The organism is Clostridium sartagoforme AAU1 (assembly GCF_000401215.1).
Taxonomy (GTDB): Bacteria; Bacillota; Clostridia; order Clostridiales; family Clostridiaceae; genus Clostridium; species Clostridium sartagoforme.
The window spans coordinates 1-19,286 of the sequence record NZ_ASRV01000034.1 but is presented as its reverse complement, the minus strand read 5'-3'; the positions used below and the strand labels follow the sequence as shown (position 1 = coordinate 19,286).

Below are 19,286 nucleotides of genomic sequence, written 5' to 3'. Positions count from 1 at the left end.
ACGAATAAAAAAAGACTTATACGCAGCAAAGCTACGCATAAGTCTCGTTATTTAATACTAAGCCAGAACAACGTTCAATATGTTGACTTAGTAACTCTTACACAATTAGAGTTAACTACTCCCCTATACAGAAAAATCAATATCATTATAATACCAAAAAAGTGTAAGTTTATCAATATATTTAGTGAGATAGTTAATAAAAAAAAATTCCTATATAACTTCATTCAATAAATCGTATATAATGTAAATAAAAAGATTTATTTATAGGAGAAAAGTATGACAGTTTTAAATAAAATAATCTCTTTATTCTTAATAATATTAATAGGGGCATATGGAACAAGAAAAAGCATAATAAATGAAGAAGTTAATAAAGGACTAAGAAAAATATTATTAGAAATAACACTACCACTATTGGTAATAAATTCCTTTAGTTTTGAATTTAGTGGGGGGATGGGACGAAATGTTTTAATATCATTTATTTATAGTATAGCCTTTATGATAGTTGGAGCCATTATATCTTATATTTTCTTATTTCCATTTAAAGGTGAGAAGAAAAAGATTCTTCATTTTGCAAATGTATTCTCAAACTGTGGCTTTATAGGTTTCCCAATAATCAATAGTATATTTGGAGCTGAAGGGGTAGTTTATACCTCAATATTTAATATGGTGTTTACAATAGCTTTATGGACATATGGAGTTATGATTTTTTCAGATAAAATGTCAAAGGATAATATAAAAAAGGTTTTATTGAATCCAGCAATAATAGCAGTATATCTAGGCATTCCTATGATGTTATTTAATATAAAGTTGCCAGCATTTTTACTAGATACAACTAAAATTGTTGGAGATATGACTGCACCAATTTCAATGATAATAGTGGGAAGTATATTATCCAAGGTAAAAATAAAAGATGTATTTAAGGAGTTTTCAATATACTATGGATCATTAATAAAGCTTATAATAATTCCTTTAGGTTTATTAATTATTAAAAAAGTTCTAAATGATAATAGTACTATAATAAATACTATAATAATCGTACAAGCCATGCCAGCAGCAGCTATGACCTCAATATTTGCGGCTGACTTTAATAAAGAAGAGGAATATTCAGCAATAGTTGTATTTATCACAACCTTGTTATCCATAATTACTATACCTATAATAGCTAAGATAATAAATTAAATAATAATAATTTTTAAATAATATATTTTATTTATTAGAAAATTATTATATAATGAGACCGAGCTATAATAAAAAGTTTTATTTTAGAAATAATATATAGAAATGATTATAGAAATTGAGGTGTAGAAATGGATTTAGTTTGTTTATGCAAAGGAATAGAAAAAGACATAATAATAAAGTCAGTAAAAGATGGTGCAGATACATTTGAAAAGGTTCAGCTAGATACTGAAGCAGGAACAGGATATTGTAGAGCTAGTAGATGTAAATGTAAGATAGAAGAATTAATTAGAGAAAACAAATAGTTTTGTTAAGGAGTTTTAGAGTTATTCTAAGGCTCTTTTATTATATTGCAAAGAATTACCATAAATGTAATTAATATAATATATAATTTGATAAATTTTTAAAGATTTAATTAGATATAGATAGTTTCCTAGAGATACTAATAAAACGTACAACAGGATCACACTTTTTATTGATAGTAAAATAAAATATAAAGTATACTTATAGTAAGAATGTTTAATGAGGAGTGTTAGTGTGAGTAGGATTAAGATATTTACTGGACACTTTGGTAGTGGTAAGACAGAAATTGCAATTAATTACGCTATAAAGATGGCTAAGGAAGGTAAAAAGGTAGCATTAGTTGATATGGATGTAATAAATCCTTATTTTTGTGTAAGAGATATTAAAGCAACTTTAGAGAATGATTATAAAATAAGAGTTATAAGCACAAAAAAAGATTTAGTTAATGCAGAGCTAATGGTACTATCAGGAGAAATATTATCTGTATTTAATGATAAATCATATGAAGTTATATTAGATATTGGTGGAGATAATGTAGGTGCAAGGGTTCTAGGTGTATATAACAAGTACTTTGAAGAAGAAGATTATTCAATGTATTTTGTTTTAAATAATTCAAGACCAGAAACCTTAAATTGTAGTATGGCAAGTAAATATCTAAAATCTATAGAATTAGCTAGTAGATTAAAAGTTACTAATATTATATCAAATACTCACATGATGAAGGAAACAGAATGTAAGCATATATTGAAAGGAGATATAGAATCTTTGGAGTTATCTAAGTTTTTAAGCATTCCTTACAAATACACTGTGTGTACTAGAGAGTTTGAAGAGGTAATAGAGGATAAAGTTAATGGAGAAGTATTACCTATAGAATTATATATGGACATACCTTGGGAATAATAAGGAGGAATTAAATGGCTAAGGTTATATTTAAAGAGGAAAGATGCAAAGGATGTGGGCATTGCATAAATATATGCCCTAAAAAAATTATAAGCTTTAAAGAAATTTTTAATAGTAAGGGATATCATCCAGCGGGAATAGAGGAAGATCTCATGACACAATGTATAGCTTGTGCATCTTGTGGAAAAATTTGTCCTGATTGTGTAATAACAATTGAAAGGTAGGGGATAACTATGGGGGAAAAGTTTTTAATGAAGGGAAATGAAGCTATAGCAGAAGCAGCTATTAGGGCTGGATGTAAATGTTTTTTTGGTTATCCTATAACTCCTCAAACTGAATTAATAGCATATATGGCAAAGAATATGGGAAAAGTCAATGGCGTTTTTTTGCAAGCTGAAAGTGAAATTGCAGCTATTAATATGGTTTATGGATGTGGGGGAACTGGAGTTAGATGCATGACTTCATCATCTAGTCCAGGAATAAGTTTAATGTCAGAAGGAATTTCATATTTAGCAGCAGCAGAGATTCCTTGCGTATTGGTAGATATAGTTAGATGTGGACCAGGGCTTGGAGGGATACAGCCAGCTCAATCAGATTATTTATTTGTAAATAAGGGATTAGGCCATGGAGATTTTAATATATTAGTTTATGCACCAGCATCAATTCAAGAAATGACCGAATTAATACATGATGCATTTGATTTAAGTGATTTATACAGAACACCAGTAATGATAATGGCCGATGGAATGATTGGACAAATGATGGAAGCTGTGGAATTTAAAGATAAAGAAAAAAGAGAATTACCAGAAAAAACTTGGGCTGCTAATGGACTTGGAAATAGAAAAAAACATAATATAATTAATTCTTTAGAACTAAATCCAGAAAAACTAGAAGAATTAAATTTGAAACTTCAAGATAAATATAAAGTAATAAAAGAAAAAGAAAGTAAATATGAGTTGTATAATTGTGAAAATTCATGTGATTTAATATTAGTTTCTTATGGGATAACCTCAAGAATATGTAAGAGTGTTATAAACCTTGCAAAAAATGATGGAATAAATTTAGGATTAATAAGGCCTATAACAACATGGCCATTTCCTTATGAAGCATTTACTAAGACATTAGGAAAAAGTAAATTTGGATATTTATCTGTAGAGATGAATTGTGGACAAATGGTTGAAGATGTGAAATTAGCTGTTAATGGAAATGAAGAGGTTAGATTTTATGGTAGGACAGGTGGAATGATACCAAAAGTAGATGAAATATATGAAAATATAAAATCTATTATTGGAGGTATAGAAAATGAGTATAGTTTATAGTCCAACAAAGGCACTTTTAGATGTACCTACACATTATTGTCCAGGATGCACACATGGAATAATCCATAAGTTAGTAGGAGAAGTAATAGAAGAATTAGGAATATTACACAAAACTATAGGAGTTGCATCTGTTGGATGCTCTGTTCTTGCATATGATTATTTTGCTTGTGATATGTTTCAATCAGCACATGGAAGGGCTCCAGCAGTAGCTACAGGTATAAAAAGAGCTAATCCAGATAAAGTAGTGTTTACTTATCAAGGAGATGGAGACTTAATAGCCATAGGAACTGGAGAGGTTGTTCATGCAGCAGCAAGAGGAGAAAATATTGTAACTATTTTTGTAAACAATTGCATATACGGTATGACAGGTGGGCAAATGGCACCTACAAGTTTAGCTGGACAAGTTACTGAAACATCTCCCTACGGAAGAGATGTTAATACTCAAGGTTATCCAATAAGAGTAGCAGAAATGATATCTACTTTAGAGGGGGCATGCTATGTTGAAAGAGTAAGTGTAGATAATATAGCAAATTTAACAAAAGCCAAAAAAGCAATTAAAAAAGCTTTCGATAATTCAATCCAAGGACTAGGATATTCTTTTATAGAGGTACTATCTACATGTCCAACTAACTGGGGATTAGCACCAGTTGAAGCTTTGAAGTGGCTTAGAGAAAATATGATTCCCTATTATCCATTAGGAGTTAAGAAGGAGTTAAAAGGGGGGCATAGATAAATGATAAAAAAGGAAGTAATTTTTGCAGGCTTTGGAGGGCAAGGAATATTAACTATTGGTAAACTACTAGCTTATGCTGCTATGGATAAGGGATTGAATGTTTCTTGGTTACCATCCTATGGACCAGAAATGAGAGGTGGTACAGCAAATTGTTCAGTAATAATATCTAGCGAAGAAGTTGGATCACCAGTAATATCAGAAGCAGATGCGCTTATTGCAATGAATAAACCATCATTAGATAAATTTATAAATTCAATAAAAAGAGATGGGATATTAGTAATAGATTCAGACATGATTAAAGAGAAAATCAATTTAGAGAAAATACAAGTATATAAAATTGATGCTGAGACAAAGGCAGAAGGTTTTGGGGATAAAAGGAATGCTAACATGATACTACTTGGTTTTTTAGTTGAGAAGCTTAAAATTATAACAATTGAAGAATTACTAGCCTCTGTTAAGATTCATGGAAAAAAAGAGCATTATAATTTAAATAAAGAAGCAATAGAGTTTGGTGCTAAAGAAGCTAAGAAATATAATACAAATTAAAGTATAAGGGCTGTCTGTGTGACAGCCTCCTTTAAATAAAAAAAATATTAAGATTTCATTAAATATGCTAAAGTTAGAATAATTTGTAACGAAAATGTCAATAAATCATTTTATAATAGTAGTAAGATAAATAATAAGGAGGTGAGAATATGATAAAAGTAGATGTGAATAAACATTGTAGCTTAAATAAAGCTGTAAGAAGTTTATTTTATAAAAAACAAAACATAAATAATTCAATATATTATAGCGAAGAAGAAAAAAAATTACTAACACAAGAAATAGAAAGAGATATATACAATACATGGGAAAAAATTAGATATTCATTAAATATGAGTAAAGGATAATATATTATTACTGTTTTTATTTGAAAATAAATTTATAGAGAGGAGTATACCTTGATAATAATTAGCATTATAGTATTTTTTACTATAGTTTAAAATTTATTTAATATAAAAATTTGTAAAAGTAATAATATGAGAGGTAATATGAATATAAATGAATATTATTTTTAGGTAAGAAGTTAGAGTTATAATAAATTCTAGCTTCTTATTTATTTTAAAAATGATAGAATAAGGTTAGAGATTAATTAATAATTTAATAAAATTAATAAATGTAAGTATTTATAGAATATGAACTTAATTATATTTTAGAATTAATGAATAAGGTGAATAAGGAGAGTATATATGTTTTTTATAGGTATATTTGGGATAGAAAACAAGGAAAAGGAAATAAAAATTATAAATAATTTGACCTGTAAAGGTTGTAATAGATTAACTATGGCAAGAGTTATAAAGAGTTATGAATTTTTTCACTTCTTTTTTATACCAATATTTAAATGGAATGAAAAATATTATATCCAATGTGAAAGCTGCAGAAAAGTATTCTCTATTTCAAAAGAAAAGGGAAAAGCTATTGAAAAAAATGAAAATATAGAGATAACTTATTGGGATTTAAAAGAAATTAATAATTCTTATAGTAATGGATATTACAAAGACAATATAAATAATGTTTGTAATAATTGTGGTAAAGTTGTTGATTCAGGATATAAATATTGCCCGTACTGTGGTCATGAAGTAAAATAAATATTTTAAGAATAGTTATATAATATCTTCATAATCTCTTTAAAAAACTTTGTTAAAGTTAAAGTGAATCATAAAAATTAGAAAGGAAAGTTTTATATGAGTAACATTTTAATAGTTGAAGATGAAGAAAGTGTAGCTAATGTAATAAAGGCATATTTAGATAAAGAAAGTTACAATGTTTATATATGTAATTCGGGATTAGAATCCTTAGAAATTTTTAAAAAAATAAATTTTGATTTAGTTATATTGGATTTAATGCTTCCAGATATAGATGGAGAAGAAGTATGTAAAATAATAAGAGAAATTTCTAATGTATATATTTTTATGCTTACTTCTAAAGCAAGTTTAAATGATAGAATTAATGGACTTAATTTAGGTGCTGATGAATACTTAGTAAAACCATTTAGTCCTAGAGAATTAACAGCAAGAGTAAATGCATTATTTAGAAGAATAAATACAAAGTCTGATGTAAAAGACTTATTTAATGATGGAATACTACGAATAGATTATGAAAAAAGAATAGTAAAATTAAATGAGATAGAAATATCACTTACTCCAAGTGAATTTGATATATTATATACTTTAATTATTAATAAGGGTAAGGTATTAAGTAGGGAACAACTTATAGAAAGAGTATTTGGTATGGACTTTGATGGCTATGATAGAACTATAGATGTACATATTAAGAATATCAGAAAAAGATAGAAGAAGATACTAGAAGTCCTAAATACATAATAACAGTGACAAAGGTTGGATATAAGTTTGGCGGTGAAATATAAATGCAAAGCATAAGAAAACGGCTAAGTATTTTGTTTGCTATATCATCACTTATAGCAATTTTATTAACAATATTATTTGTAAATATAACTATTAATAATAAATTTAACAAGTATATGCTTGATATTCAAAATAAAAGAAATGAAAGAATAGTTTCTTATTTTGAAGAAGTTTACAAAAGAGATAATATGTGGAAGGAAGACTCTGGAATAGAGCTTATGCATGAAGCATATATGGGAAATTACTGTTTAACATTAAGAGATACAAATGGTAATGTAATATGGGGAATGGATCCATCTAATATAATAGATAGTAGTCATTTAAGTAATATGAATGTAGAAAATAAAGGAGTTTATGTTAATAAAAAGTTTGATGTAATAGTTGATGGAAGTACAGTTGGATATGTTGAACTAGGACAATATTCATCTATTTTATTAACAGAAGAAGATATAGAATTCAAGTCATCAATAAATAGAAGTATAATTTTAAGTGGAATAGGAACTTTAGGAATAGTAATACTTATAAGTTTATATCTTTCTAATGAATTATCAATACCAATAAGGAAGATTGCAAAAACTTCAAAAAGGCTTTCCAATGGTAACTTTAATGCAAAATCTTATTATGAAAGTGATATTGAAGAAATTGAAGAACTAAGAGACAATATAAATATATTAGGAGAAAAGTTAAGATATCAGGATATGTTAAGAAAAAGATTAGTTTCAGATATATCTCATGAAATCAGAACTCCATTAAATGTATTACAAAATAACTTAGAAGCAATGATAGATGGAATATTTCCAGTAAATAATCAAAGATTAGTTTCTTTAAATGAGGAAGTAATTAGATTTGGAAAGTTATTAAATAACCTAGATACACTAAAAGAATTTGAAGATGAAAGTATATGTATAGATTTTGAAAATATTATTTTAGACGAATTTATTATGGAGATAGTACATGAATTTTCATTGGAAGCTAAAAGTAAAAATATAAACTTTGAATGTACAATAGATAAAGAAGAATCTTATTTGATTTATGGTGATAGAGATAAATTAAAACAAGTATTTATAAATCTTATATCTAACTCTATAAAATTTACAAATAGCAATGGATATATAAATTTATATTTATATAAAAATAATGAAAGTACAATAGTTGAAATTAAAGATAATGGAATAGGAATAAAACAAGAAGATTTACCATTTATATTTGAAAGACTTTATAGAGGTGATAAAAGTAGACAAAGTATAGAAGGAAATGGTATAGGATTAACAATAGTGAAAAAAATATTAAATCTTCATTATGCATCTATTGATGTGGAAAGTGAAGAAGGAGTAGGAACAAGCTTTAAAATAAACTTTAATAATACAAAAGCATAAAATGTAAGGGATCTTAGATAAATTTAATTTATCTAAGATCCTTAATGAGTTTTAGTCTAAAATTGTGAAGTAACTTTTCACTTTTTCACTATTTTGCTTCGCAAAATATAACTTTACTTAAAAATTAATATATTTATTTATAATAGTATCTAAATCACTATTTTGGACATCTTCAACGAATTCAATTATGCCTAGGATTTCATCATTTTTAGTAATAGAGTAACCACCAGATTTAATAGAATTTAATTCTATTTCAAATATTGATTTTTTCCCTGTAAATGATGATAAAACACTTCCATCTTCTAAATTTGAAATTGTATATTCTCCTTGAAAATCAGTATAATTATTAAGATCAATAGTTAAAAGGAATTTTAAATTATTTTGAGCAACTAGTATTAAAGGATTTAAACTACTACCTTCTCCCTTAATTATTGCTGTTTGAAATTCATTAGTTACTTTAGAAGTAGTAATTAAGTTTTCAGGATAAGTAGCAGAATTATTTAATGGTACAGCACAACAGCTAGGTCCATTACTTGCACTAGGTAATGAAGGGTCATATTTGGAAGTATCAGTTGAATCTAAATCATCAACTACCTTTATAACACCTCTTATCATTCCCATCCAGCAGCTGAAGTTTATGTCCTTATCAGTAGGAGTAAATTCAATTATGTTTTCTCCACTTTTAAGTTTTTGTTGAATATTTAATGAATTTACTACTATTGAATTATTACAGTAATTAAGACTTTCTCCATTAATTACCCATTTAACAGGAACTCCCTTTTGAACATAAAAAACATTAGGGCTATAACCATTATTGTTAGCAGTCATATTAATAATTTGAACACCATCTTCTAAGATCGCTTTAGAAGAATCAGTACTAGAATTCGAATTAAATGAACTTGCCATAACGTAACTTAAAGGATTTATATTTATTCCAGAAAGTGATAAACCTCTATTACTCATTATTAAACCTAAAACAATAATAAGAACTCCACTAAATTTAAGAAGCTTTTTAGTATATCCTTTACTTAAGAATCCGGATATTGCTCCAAATGTAAGCATTAATGGAACAGTACCTAATGCAAATATAAACATGGATAATGCTCCCTTTAAAGCACTTCCAGTTCCAAGGGCAAATAATTGCATAGTTTGAAGCGGTCCACAAGGCATAAACCCATTTAAAAAACCGACTAAAAAAGGTGAATTAAACTTTCTTTTATATTTAGATAAAAAGTTAGGTATTTTTATGCTAAATTTTCTAAATAACTTAAATCCAGATATGTTTAAACCCATTATAACCATAAATAATCCTGCAAAGATTTGGATAAAGGCTTTGGCAGTAATAGAAAGAGAAAATACAGAGCCAATACCGCCAATTAGACCACCTAAAATGGAATAAGACAGTACTCTACCTAAGTTATATAGCAGAGAGGGAGTTATGGATTCTAATTTACTTTTGCTTTCTTTAGCAAAGGACAAGCTTTGAGAAATCATTATTCCACCGCACATACCAACACAGTGAATAGATGTAAAAATTCCTACAACAAAAAGGAATGCGTATGAAGCATTATTAAGTTTAGACTCCATATCAAAACCACTAGTTCTTAAACCAAGAGTAAAAATAACAAATATTATTATAAGTATCCCTATAAAGCCTAAATTACTAGAAGATTCTGTGGAATATCCTATTTTTCTAATAAGTTTTTTAATGTCTTCAATATTACAAAGTTTACTATCATAATCAATTTCAAGAGTTTCTTTGGTGTAATCAGCTTTAGCATTTTTAACACCATTTATCTTTTTTATAGAGTTTTCAATTCTTTTTTCGCATGAAGTACAAGTCATATCATATACTTTAATTTTTTCTCTCTTAATACTCATAAAAGTCCTCCTAAATATTCATTAAAAAAAGTATATGAAATAAATGTGTTATTTTTATGAAGATAAAACACAACATATTAAAAATAATGATTATATACATAATCATTAGAGAATTAGGGGAAATTAATATTGATTTGTATTAAGAGATTAAAATAAAGGAGAGATAAATATGTATAATAAAATTAAATTACCATATGCCTTCGATGCATTAGAACCATATATAGATGAAGAAACAGTAAGGACACACTATGAAAAACATCTTAACACGTATGAAACAAATTTAAATAAGGCATTGGAAGGATATGAAGAATATACAAAAGGAAAGACACTAGATCAATTAATTAAGGATATAGAAGATCTACCAGAAGAAATAAGACCAGCAGTTGTAAACAATGGTGGAGGTGTGTCAAATCATAATTTATATTTTTCAATTCTTTCACCAAATCCTAAAAAAGAACCAACAGGAAAATTGCTTGATGAAATAAATAAGACTTTTGGAAGCTTGGAAAACTTAAAAGAAGAATTGACTAATGCATCTATAACACAATTCGGATCAGGATATGGATTTTTAGTTAAAGATAAAGATGGGAAATTATCAATAGTAAAAAGAGTTAATCAAAATTCACCAGTAATGGATAATCTTATTCCTATATTAACAATAGATGTATGGGAGCATGCATATTATCTAAAGTACAAAAATCTAAGAGCAGATTATGTGAAGAATATATGGAATGTAATAGATTGGGAAAAAGTTCAAGGTCTTTATGAAGATTGCCACAACATTTAAGTAAAAAACTGTCGCAGAGCAACCCAAAATATAAATGAAAAATTAATGAAAAAACTCCCGTAGGAGTTTTTAAAATTAAATTATTTTTAGTAATTTAGAACAAAATTACATTAATAATTAGTTGCTATTAATTTTTGATTTAGTTGTCCTTGCGGCAGTATTTCTATTCTTCTATAAATTTTAGAATTTCATTGTTCACTATTTCTTTTTCTTCAATAAACCCTGCATGTCCGCTGTTTTGTAATGGAATAAGTTTAGACTCTATAATATTTTTATTTATATATTCAGCAAATTCGTATGGACAAACAGTATCATGTACTCCATGAAGTATTAATGTAGGAACTTTAATTTTAGGAATGTCATTAAATAAAGTTTCAGTCTTAAGTGTATTCAAGCATTGAGAAGTAGCCCAAGATGAAGCAGTTAGTGATATATTATTAAACCAATTTAGCATAGGTGGAGAAGTATATTGGAAGAAGAATAAGCCTGAAATATCATTTAGAAGCTTAGGCCTATCATTAATAGACTGATTTATAAAGCCGTCCACCTGCTCTTTAGTATATCCATAAGGCCAATCTTGCATTTGAACCCAACTAGGAGCAGCTGGACTAATTAAGCAAAGTTTTGATACTTTATAATTGTTATATTTAGATAAGTATCTTATACATAGAGCTCCACCCATGGAATGTCCAACTAAAGTTACTTTATCTAGTTTAAGAACATCAATTACTTTTTTTATATCAGCAGCCATAGAATCATAGTCATAACCAGAATAAGGTCTATCAGATTCACCAAATCCTCTCAGGTCAACAGCAACACATCTAAATCCTTTATCGGGGAAAAAATTCAACTGATATTCATAGATATTGTGATTTAATGGCCATCCATGAATAAATAGTATGGTTTTTTCAGCATCAGGGTTTAGATCCTCCAATAATATTCTAGAATCATCACTTATTTTAACAAAGTATTTCATAAAACTCTCCTATATAAATTTTATCTATAGCAATATATTCAAGTGGTAATAAACCTGTTAACAGATAGTAATAATTGTGGATAAAAGAAAACTTAAATTAATGAATATTATTAAAGATGTAGAGAAAATATAAAATGAGAAAATAATAAATTTTATAAATATAAAGGGGAAATTAGTTGATGAAAATATATAATGTAAGCCAATATGGGACTTTAAAATCATGCATAATTTGCTATCCAGTAAATTTTAAAATAAATAATAAAAGCAGTGAGTATTATAACAAAATAAATTATGATTTACTTTATAGCCAATATAATAAATTTATAAATACATTAAGCAAAAATAATATAAGCTTATATTTTATTGATATTAATAAAAATGCGACTCAACAAGTGTTTACCCAAGATATTGGATTTGTAATAAATGATGTATTATTTATAAGTAATATGAAAGAAAATGACAGGAAAATTGAAACGGATTCTTTTAAATCTTTTGTGAAAGAAAATAACATTAAGCATTATGAAATGAGTAATATTATGGAAGGTGGGGATATAATTAAATATGATAATGTTATTTTCGTAGGAATAAGTGACAGAACAACAATAGAAGCTGCAAATGAACTTCAAGAAGTATTGATAAATATGAATTTCAAATATAAAGTAATTCCTATATACTTTGATACGAGTAAAATACATTTAGATTGTGTATTTAATATTTTAGATAAGGGAAGTGCAGTTATATCACCTTATATTTATGATAAAAGGTAATAGAAAAATATATAAAAACTTATACGAAATATCAAAGAAAGATGCAGATGAATTAGGAACTAATTATATATATTTAGGTAATAAAAAGATATTAAGCAGTAATAGAAATGTTACTGAATATTTAAAAAAAGAAGGATATGAAGTAGAATTTATAGATTATGGTGAAATAATAAAAGCAAAAGGAAGTTTAGGATGCTCATGTATGTTTACCTTGAGAGAGTAATATAAAGTATTATTTATATTAACAAAAACATATTTCATGAATATAATATAATAAAATTTTATGGAGTGATTATATGTTAAGTCGTGAAAAATATGTTGATTTATCTCTAGAACTACATTTATTTTACACAAAGATTATGAGGGATCATGCTATTTTTTTAGAAGCAGGATTTCCACAAAAGAATACTAAACTTTCAAAAGAAGCAGATGAATATAAAGTACAATTTGAAAAATATCTGATAGATATAATTAAATTAAGCAAAGGGATAGTTAAAGAAGATATATTAGAATCCAAAGAACTTTATACTGAATATACATTAAATGCTGAAAATAAAACACAATATTATACAGGTATAGAAATAAACCCAAAAATAACTGATATGCAGTCAAAGATAAAATCTAAAAATAATGAAATAAATGAAAGAACAATAAATAACATAAGAAAATTTAATAGTAGAGTTATAAAATTACTAGATGATTTTATAGATTTTAAAAGCAGGATTTTAGATGAGATACTAAGTTGTATGCTTTTCTCCTCAAACTATCCTACATTTGTTGAACATTTAATACATGAAGCAAAATTATATCGTTCATATATATATTCAATTGAGAATAATGAAGACATTAAGGAAAAAAATATAAAAGAAACTCAGTTATTTTGGAATCATATTATGATGGAGCATGCATTATTTATTAGAGGATTACTTGATCCATCAGAAGGCAATTTAATAAACTCATCAAATAATTTTGTAAAGATATATAATGATTTAATTGAAGAAGCAAAGCATATGAATGAATCTAGTATATTAGATTTAACAGAAAATACTTTGAAGGAGACAAAGAAATTAAGAGATTTCAAGGAAGCTGGTGTTGAAGGAATAGAAGAATGTAAGATAAAATCAATAATATTACCGCTTTTAGCTGACCATGTATTAAGAGAAGCTAATCATTATATACGATTATTAAAAAAATACGAAAATAAACGTCTAAAATAATAAAAACATATTTAAAATAAAAATAAACAGTGTATATAAAAATACCTAAAAACGAAGAATTATATAAATCTCTTGAAAATTACTGTGGTGATATATAAAATTAGTATATAGAAGCTGTAATATTTTTCAAAACAAAATTAATGATGAGAAAATGAAAGAATGAAGAAATTATTATATCAGTCTTAGAAACTACACAGTAGTTTCATCCTAAACTGTGAACTGTGAATTACGAATTGTTAATTGAATAATAGGGGTATAGGTATGAGGAAAGAAATAAAGAAAACTACAGGTGGAGTAATAGTTGCAGCAAAGAGAATATCAGAAAAGCCATTATTAAAGATAGGCTCTATTACTGTAATAAAGAGGGTCGTGTTAACATTTCAACAAGTTGGAATCTCACCAATTGTAGTAGTTACAGGACATGAATCAGAAAAGATCGAGCATGACTTAGCTGATTATGGAGTTATATTTTTAAAAAATGAAAATTATGAAGGCTCAGAAATGCTTGATTCTGTAAAAATAGGTTTAAGTTTTTTACAAGATAAGTGTGAACAGGTAATTTTTAGCCCAGGTAATATTCCTATGTTTACTCCAAAAACTATTCAAAAAATGATAGAATTAGAAGAAAAACTGGTTTCACCATCATATAACGGAAAATCTGGACATCCTTTATTAATAGCATGTGATTTAATACCTAAAATTTTAAAATATAATGGTGATATGGGGCTGAGAGGTGCTATTAATAATATTGGAGTTGAAAGATATTGGATGAATGTAGAAGATGAAGGAATATTTCGCAATACAGATGATATTGAAAAACTAGATGAACTTTTAAAAGAACATAATCAAAATATATTACATCCTTTTGTTAGAATAAGTATTGAAAATGAAACACTATTTTTTAATTCAAGGACAAAGTTACTTTTATTATTAATTCAAGAAAAACATTCTGTAAGAAGTGCATGTAATCATATTGCATTATCATATGGTAAGGCGTGGAATATGATAAACAAATTAGAAGAAGAGCTAGGTTATTCAGTTGTTCAAAGGCAGCATGGTGGGAAAAACGGTGGAAAAACTTTATTAACAAAAGAAGGAATTGAATTTTTAGAAAAATATCAAAAATTTGAAGATAATGTTCGCAAATATGCACAAAGTGAATTTAATAAATGTTTTAAATTTTAAATTATATAAAGCAAGTTCTTTTTAGAAAGAATTTGATGATTTACAACCTCTGTTTTATAATTAAGATAGTAAATAATTACTAAATTATTATAATGCTGGAGGTTTTATCTTTACCTTGAATACTAATAGTATTATATTGGGTAATCACTAAATAAAAAATTAAAATATATGGGAGGGTATTATGGGAAATATAAGTGAATCTATAAAGAAAAAAGATCATGATGCTAAAGTAAGTGGGCGTGCGATGTATGTTGATGATCATAAAATGGAAGATATGCTATATGGAAGGATACTTAGATCGTCAAAAGCCAAAGCTCGTATAATTAATATCATTAAACCAGATTTACCAGAAGGGTATTTCATTGTAGATAAAAATGATGTAACTGGTAAAAATAAAGTTCATATTGTGCTTGATGATACTCCAGTTTTTGCAGAAGACACAGTAGAGTATATTGGCGATCCAATTTTAATGGTTGTAGGGGAAAATTTAAAAGAAGTTGAAAGAATACTAAATGAAATTATTGTTGTATATGAAGAATTAGAGCCTATTTTAGATATGCAAAAATCTGATACTATATTCTTTAATTATAATTATGAAAAGGGTGATATTCAAAAGGCGTTAAAAGAAGCTGATAACGTTTTTATAGAAACTTTTCAAACGGGTCATCAAGAACAAGCTTACCTTGAAACCCAAGGGATGATTGCTTACCCTAATAATGGACGTATGGTTGTTAGAGGTTCAATGCAATGTCCATATTATATTTATAGAGCAATTGCTATGGCCTTGGGGTATGAGGAAAAAGATATACAAGTAATTCAAGATGTTACTGGTGGAGGCTTTGGAGGCAAAGAGGGTTACCCATCAATACTTGCCTGTCAAACAGCAGTAGCAGCCAAAAAGGTTAATAAACCAGTAAAAGTTGTATTTGATAGAAGAGAAGATATGGAATTTACTTCTAAGAGACATCCATCTTTATCTACTTATAAAGTTGCAGTTAAAGATGGAAAAGTTACAGGAATGGATATCGATGTTATGTATAATAGTGGCGCATATACTACACTTACTCCTGTAGTGTTACAAAGAGGATTAATATGCTCAAGTGGTGTATATAATATAGAAAATTTATGTGTTGCTGGACGAGCTGTGAAAACCAATACTATTCCTAATGGTGCATTCCGTGGATTTGGAGCTCCTCAAACATTTTTTGCTGTAGAAATGATGATGGATCATGTTGCAAAGAAATTGGAAAAGGATCCACTTGAATTCAAAGCACAACATATTGTTAAGCAAGGTGATGCAACTTCAACTAGTGGCAAATATCATTTCCATGTGCCTTTGCCAGAAATGATTGATAGAATAGATACTATTACTGATTATCGTAATAAAACTAAGTTATATAAAAATCAAACAGGAAGATATCGTAAGGGAATTGGAATGTCTCTATTTTTCCATGGATGCGGTTTCACTGGAAGTGGAGAGAGAGATTTAATTAAAGCTGTTGCTAAGTTAAGAAAAAATTCAGATGATACTGTGGAAATATTAACTGCTAATACAGATATGGGACAAGGTATTAAAACAACCTTTAGCAAGATAGTTGCAAAGACTCTTGGAATTCCTAATGAAAGAGTAATTGTAGAAAATCCTGATACTGATCAAGTTCCAGATTCAGGTCCAACAGCAGCAAGCCGTTCTTTGATGGTAGTTGGAGAATTGCTTAGACGTGCTGCGGAAAGACTTAAGAAAGAATGGAAATCTGGAGAAAAACAATTAATAGAAGAGCACTATGTTCATCCTGATTTCTTGATACCATTTAGTATTGAAAAATTCAGAGGTGATGCTTACCCAGATTATGCTTGGGGAGTAAACGTTATAGAAGTAGAGGTTGATACACTTACTGCTACTCAAAAAGTACTTGGAGCTTGGGGAGTATATGATGTTGGAGTGCCTATTGATATGAATATAATACAAGGACAAATGCAAGGCGGATTCTTACAAGGAATTGGTTATGCATCTATGGAAAATATATCATACAATTCAGAAGGTAGAATACGTAATAATAGCTTCAGTGATTATATAATACCAACAGCAGTAGACGTTCCAAATCTTATAACAGAAGTCATGAATAATCCATATATTGAAGGTCCATTTGGAGCAAAAGGTGCTGGTGAGCTTCCAACTGTTGGTCCAGCAGCAGCATATATACAAGCGCTTGAAAATGCTATTAATACAGATGTTAATAAGATTCCATTTACAGCAGAAGATACTATGAAAGTTTTACAGGAGGTGCTTAAATAATGATAAAATTTATTCTTAATGGAAAAGAAGTGACTTCAAATGCAAAAGGTAATGAACGCTTACTTGATGTACTTAGAAATGATTTAAGTATTACAGGGGTAAAATGTGGATGTAAAGAAGGAGAATGTGGAGCTTGCTCAGTTATTCTTGATGGAAGATTAGCTAATAGTTGTATGGTAGCTATGGGAAGTATAGATGGAAGTACAGTAACAACTATTGAGGGGTATAGTGAAACAGAGAGATATAAAGTTTTAGATAAGGCATATGCATCAGTTAGTGCAGTACAATGTGGATTTTGTATTCCAGGTATGATACTTGCATCAGAATGTATATTAGCTAAGAATCCAAATCCAACAGAAGAGGAAATTCGTGATGGAATATCAGGAAATCTTTGTAGGTGTACTGGTTATAATGCTATAGTTAATGCTATTGGTATTGCAGCTAAGGAGGGAAAAGGATTATGGTAAACGGATATAATGTAAGCTCCTTAAAAGATGCTTTAGATATACTTGCAAGAGAAGAAGTTACTCCATATAGTGGTGGTACAGATTTAATGATTGAATCAAAAGAAGATGCAACATATTTATTTCTTAATAAAATACCTGAACTAAAAAAAATTGTAGAAGATGATGAATATATCTATATTGGAGCAGCTTGTACTTTTACAGATATAATTGAAAGTAATCTAACGCCTAAAATTTTGAAAGAAGCAGTTTCACAAATTGCGGCACCAGCAATAAGAAATTTTGGAACTGTTGGAGGAAATATATGTAATGGTTCACCAAAGGGCGATAGTGCATTAATATTTGTTGCTACAGACTCAAAGTTAAAGCTTGCAAGTAATAAAGGAGAGCGAATAATCCCTATTAATGAATTTTTCTTAGGAAGAAAGAAAACAGCCCTTCAATCTGATGAGATATTAGTTGAAATTATTATGAAAAAGACAGGAATTGATAACTATTACTTTACAAAAGTAGGTCCAAGAAATGCATTAGCAATTTCTAGGGTATCTTTTGCAGGAATTCTTGATATTAATAATAATAAAATAAATAACTGTAGTACAGCTTTTGGTGCGGTTAGTGATGTTATATTAAGAAGAGCAGATATTGATGAAATGCTTATAGGTAAAACTATTGAAGAAGTAAAAAATATAAAGGAAGAATACTTATCAGCTTACGATAAGGCTATTGTTCCTATTAGAGGGAGAGTTTCAGCAGATTATAGAAAAACAGTGTGCATGAATTTACTTAAAGACTTTCTTAAAAGCAATGGAATTTAGAAAACTTATTAATATATAAATTTAATTATGTATTAAATAAATAATATATGTTAAATTCAAAATCAAAAAAGCTAAAATATCCTTGATAAGATGAATTTTAAACCTATTCATCTTAGAGAGGATATTTTGCTTCAAAGATGAATAAAAACTTTAACTGTGTTCTATATATTTACAAATAAGGAAAACACAATATATAATATATATAGCTTACAGAAATACAAATATTTATAAATATACAGTTTAAGGGAGGACTTATGAATATATTACTAGTTGAGGATGACTCAATTCAGAGTACTTATTTTAAAAATATTGTAGAAATGAAGTACATTGATGTGCGGGTATATGAAGCAGAATCTGCCAAAGAATCAATGAAAATTATAGAAAAAGTAGATATAGATATATTTTTCTAGACATTAAATTGAAAGGAATTTCAGGATTAGAATTAGCAGAAAATATTAGAAAAATTGTAAAATATGAATTATCCCCAATAGTGTTTATAAGTGGGCAAATTGGATATATAATAGATGCCTTAAAAAAAGTTAATTGTCATGACTTTATAACAAAACCATATCATATAGATGATGTAGCTAAAATAATTGATAAATTTTTAAGACATAAGAATAAAGTAACTAATGAAAATTATACTAATTTTAAGACTAGAGATGGAATAGAAATAAATATTAATA

Annotated in this window: 21 protein-coding genes and 2 pseudogenes; 21 read left to right on the top strand and 2 right to left on the bottom strand. The window is 27.6% G+C overall.

Translation table 11 applies throughout. The annotated features are described in order from the left end of the window. Window positions 1–276 precede the first annotated feature (276 nt). The 11 genes and pseudogenes from A500_RS03040 (at window position 277) to A500_RS02990 (ending at window position 8,212) form a co-directional block, all read left to right on the top strand. The gene (locus A500_RS03040; protein ID WP_016206117.1) at window positions 277–1,179 is read left to right on the top strand and encodes an AEC family transporter; all 903 of its coding nucleotides are present in this window, start codon (window positions 277–279) and stop codon (window positions 1,177–1,179) included. A gap of 128 nt (window positions 1,180–1,307) precedes the next feature. Then, window positions 1,308–1,481 (top strand): (2Fe-2S)-binding protein, encoded by a 174-nt coding sequence (locus tag A500_RS03035; RefSeq protein WP_016206116.1) that lies wholly within the window; start codon window positions 1,308–1,310, stop codon window positions 1,479–1,481. Between the two features lie 232 nt (window positions 1,482–1,713). Beyond that, entirely contained in the window at window positions 1,714–2,379 is a 666-nt protein-coding gene (locus A500_RS03030; protein WP_016206115.1) for a nucleotide-binding protein, read from the top strand. A gap of 14 nt (window positions 2,380–2,393) precedes the next feature. After that, window positions 2,394–2,603, top strand: coding sequence for a 4Fe-4S dicluster domain-containing protein (locus A500_RS03025; RefSeq protein WP_016206114.1), 210 nt, complete (start codon window positions 2,394–2,396; stop codon window positions 2,601–2,603). Window positions 2,604–2,612: 9 nt separating this feature from the next. Further along, entirely contained in the window at window positions 2,613–3,698 is a 1,086-nt protein-coding gene (gene vorB, locus A500_RS03020; RefSeq protein ID WP_016206113.1) for a 3-methyl-2-oxobutanoate dehydrogenase subunit VorB, read from the top strand. Further along, a complete protein-coding gene (locus tag A500_RS03015; protein ID WP_016206112.1) occupies window positions 3,682–4,431 on the top strand; it encodes a thiamine pyrophosphate-dependent enzyme in 750 nt (249 codons plus the stop codon). The genes vorB and A500_RS03015 overlap by 17 nt, the downstream gene beginning before the upstream one ends. Next, window positions 4,432–4,977 (top strand): 2-oxoacid:acceptor oxidoreductase family protein, encoded by a 546-nt coding sequence (locus A500_RS03010; RefSeq protein ID WP_016206111.1) that lies wholly within the window; start codon window positions 4,432–4,434, stop codon window positions 4,975–4,977. Between the two features lie 149 nt (window positions 4,978–5,126). Beyond that, on the top strand, window positions 5,127–5,321 hold the full coding sequence (locus tag A500_RS03005) for a hypothetical protein (protein ID WP_016206110.1): 195 nt from the start codon (window positions 5,127–5,129) through the stop codon (window positions 5,319–5,321). Window positions 5,322–5,660: 339 nt separating this feature from the next. Further along, entirely contained in the window at window positions 5,661–6,059 is a 399-nt protein-coding gene (locus A500_RS03000) for a zinc-ribbon domain-containing protein (RefSeq protein WP_016206109.1), read from the top strand. 96 nt (window positions 6,060–6,155) lie between these two features. Continuing rightward, window positions 6,156–6,838, top strand: a pseudogene (locus A500_RS02995) (response regulator transcription factor). Next, window positions 6,839–8,212 carry a sensor histidine kinase gene (locus tag A500_RS02990; RefSeq protein ID WP_016206107.1) on the top strand — a complete coding sequence of 458 codons (1,374 nt, stop codon included), beginning with the start codon at window positions 6,839–6,841 and terminating at the stop codon, window positions 8,210–8,212. A 117-nt stretch (window positions 8,213–8,329) separates the two neighbouring features. Here A500_RS02990 and A500_RS02985 read toward each other — a convergent pair whose 3' ends face one another. Further along, the gene (locus tag A500_RS02985; protein ID WP_016206106.1) at window positions 8,330–10,093 is read right to left on the bottom strand and encodes an urease accessory protein UreH domain-containing protein; all 1,764 of its coding nucleotides are present in this window, start codon (window positions 10,091–10,093) and stop codon (window positions 8,330–8,332) included. Window positions 10,094–10,262: 169 nt separating this feature from the next. On the opposite strand from A500_RS02985, the gene A500_RS02980 reads away from it, so the two are divergent. Next, window positions 10,263–10,880, top strand: coding sequence for a superoxide dismutase (locus A500_RS02980; RefSeq protein ID WP_016206105.1), 618 nt, complete (start codon window positions 10,263–10,265; stop codon window positions 10,878–10,880). Between the two features lie 163 nt (window positions 10,881–11,043). Here A500_RS02980 and A500_RS02975 read toward each other — a convergent pair whose 3' ends face one another. Continuing rightward, window positions 11,044–11,856: an alpha/beta fold hydrolase gene (locus A500_RS02975; protein WP_016206104.1), complete on the bottom strand. Its 813-nt coding sequence runs from the start codon at window positions 11,854–11,856 to the stop codon at window positions 11,044–11,046. Between the two features lie 179 nt (window positions 11,857–12,035). Between A500_RS02975 and A500_RS02970 the strand changes: the two genes are divergently transcribed. The 9 genes and pseudogenes from A500_RS02970 to A500_RS19320 all read left to right on the top strand — a co-directional run. Continuing rightward, complete coding sequence (locus A500_RS02970; RefSeq protein ID WP_051993118.1) at window positions 12,036–12,623, top strand: arginine deiminase family protein; 588 nt, start codon at window positions 12,036–12,038, stop codon at window positions 12,621–12,623. Beyond that, on the top strand, window positions 12,610–12,846 hold the full coding sequence (locus tag A500_RS19325) for a hypothetical protein (RefSeq protein WP_051993117.1): 237 nt from the start codon (window positions 12,610–12,612) through the stop codon (window positions 12,844–12,846). Before A500_RS02970 ends, A500_RS19325 begins: the two co-directional genes overlap by 14 nt. Window positions 12,847–12,919: 73 nt before the next feature. Continuing rightward, complete coding sequence (locus A500_RS02965) at window positions 12,920–13,840, top strand: DUF2935 domain-containing protein (protein WP_016206103.1); 921 nt, start codon at window positions 12,920–12,922, stop codon at window positions 13,838–13,840. A 261-nt stretch (window positions 13,841–14,101) separates the two neighbouring features. Further along, window positions 14,102–15,025 carry an NTP transferase domain-containing protein gene (locus A500_RS02960; RefSeq protein WP_016206102.1) on the top strand — a complete coding sequence of 308 codons (924 nt, stop codon included), beginning with the start codon at window positions 14,102–14,104 and terminating at the stop codon, window positions 15,023–15,025. 181 nt (window positions 15,026–15,206) lie between these two features. Beyond that, window positions 15,207–17,321: a xanthine dehydrogenase family protein molybdopterin-binding subunit gene (locus A500_RS02955; RefSeq protein ID WP_016206101.1), complete on the top strand. Its 2,115-nt coding sequence runs from the start codon at window positions 15,207–15,209 to the stop codon at window positions 17,319–17,321. After that, on the top strand, window positions 17,321–17,788 hold the full coding sequence (locus A500_RS02950; protein ID WP_016206100.1) for a (2Fe-2S)-binding protein: 468 nt from the start codon (window positions 17,321–17,323) through the stop codon (window positions 17,786–17,788). The genes A500_RS02955 and A500_RS02950 overlap by 1 nt, the downstream gene beginning before the upstream one ends. Next, entirely contained in the window at window positions 17,782–18,600 is an 819-nt protein-coding gene (locus A500_RS02945; RefSeq protein WP_016206099.1) for an FAD binding domain-containing protein, read from the top strand. The genes A500_RS02950 and A500_RS02945 overlap by 7 nt, the downstream gene beginning before the upstream one ends. 254 nt (window positions 18,601–18,854) lie before the next feature. Continuing rightward, window positions 18,855–19,010 (top strand): hypothetical protein, encoded by a 156-nt coding sequence (locus tag A500_RS20265; RefSeq protein WP_157453601.1) that lies wholly within the window; start codon window positions 18,855–18,857, stop codon window positions 19,008–19,010. Window positions 19,011–19,018: 8 nt separating this feature from the next. Beyond that, window positions 19,019–19,286 (top strand): annotated as a pseudogene (locus A500_RS19320) (response regulator); the annotation flags it as partial.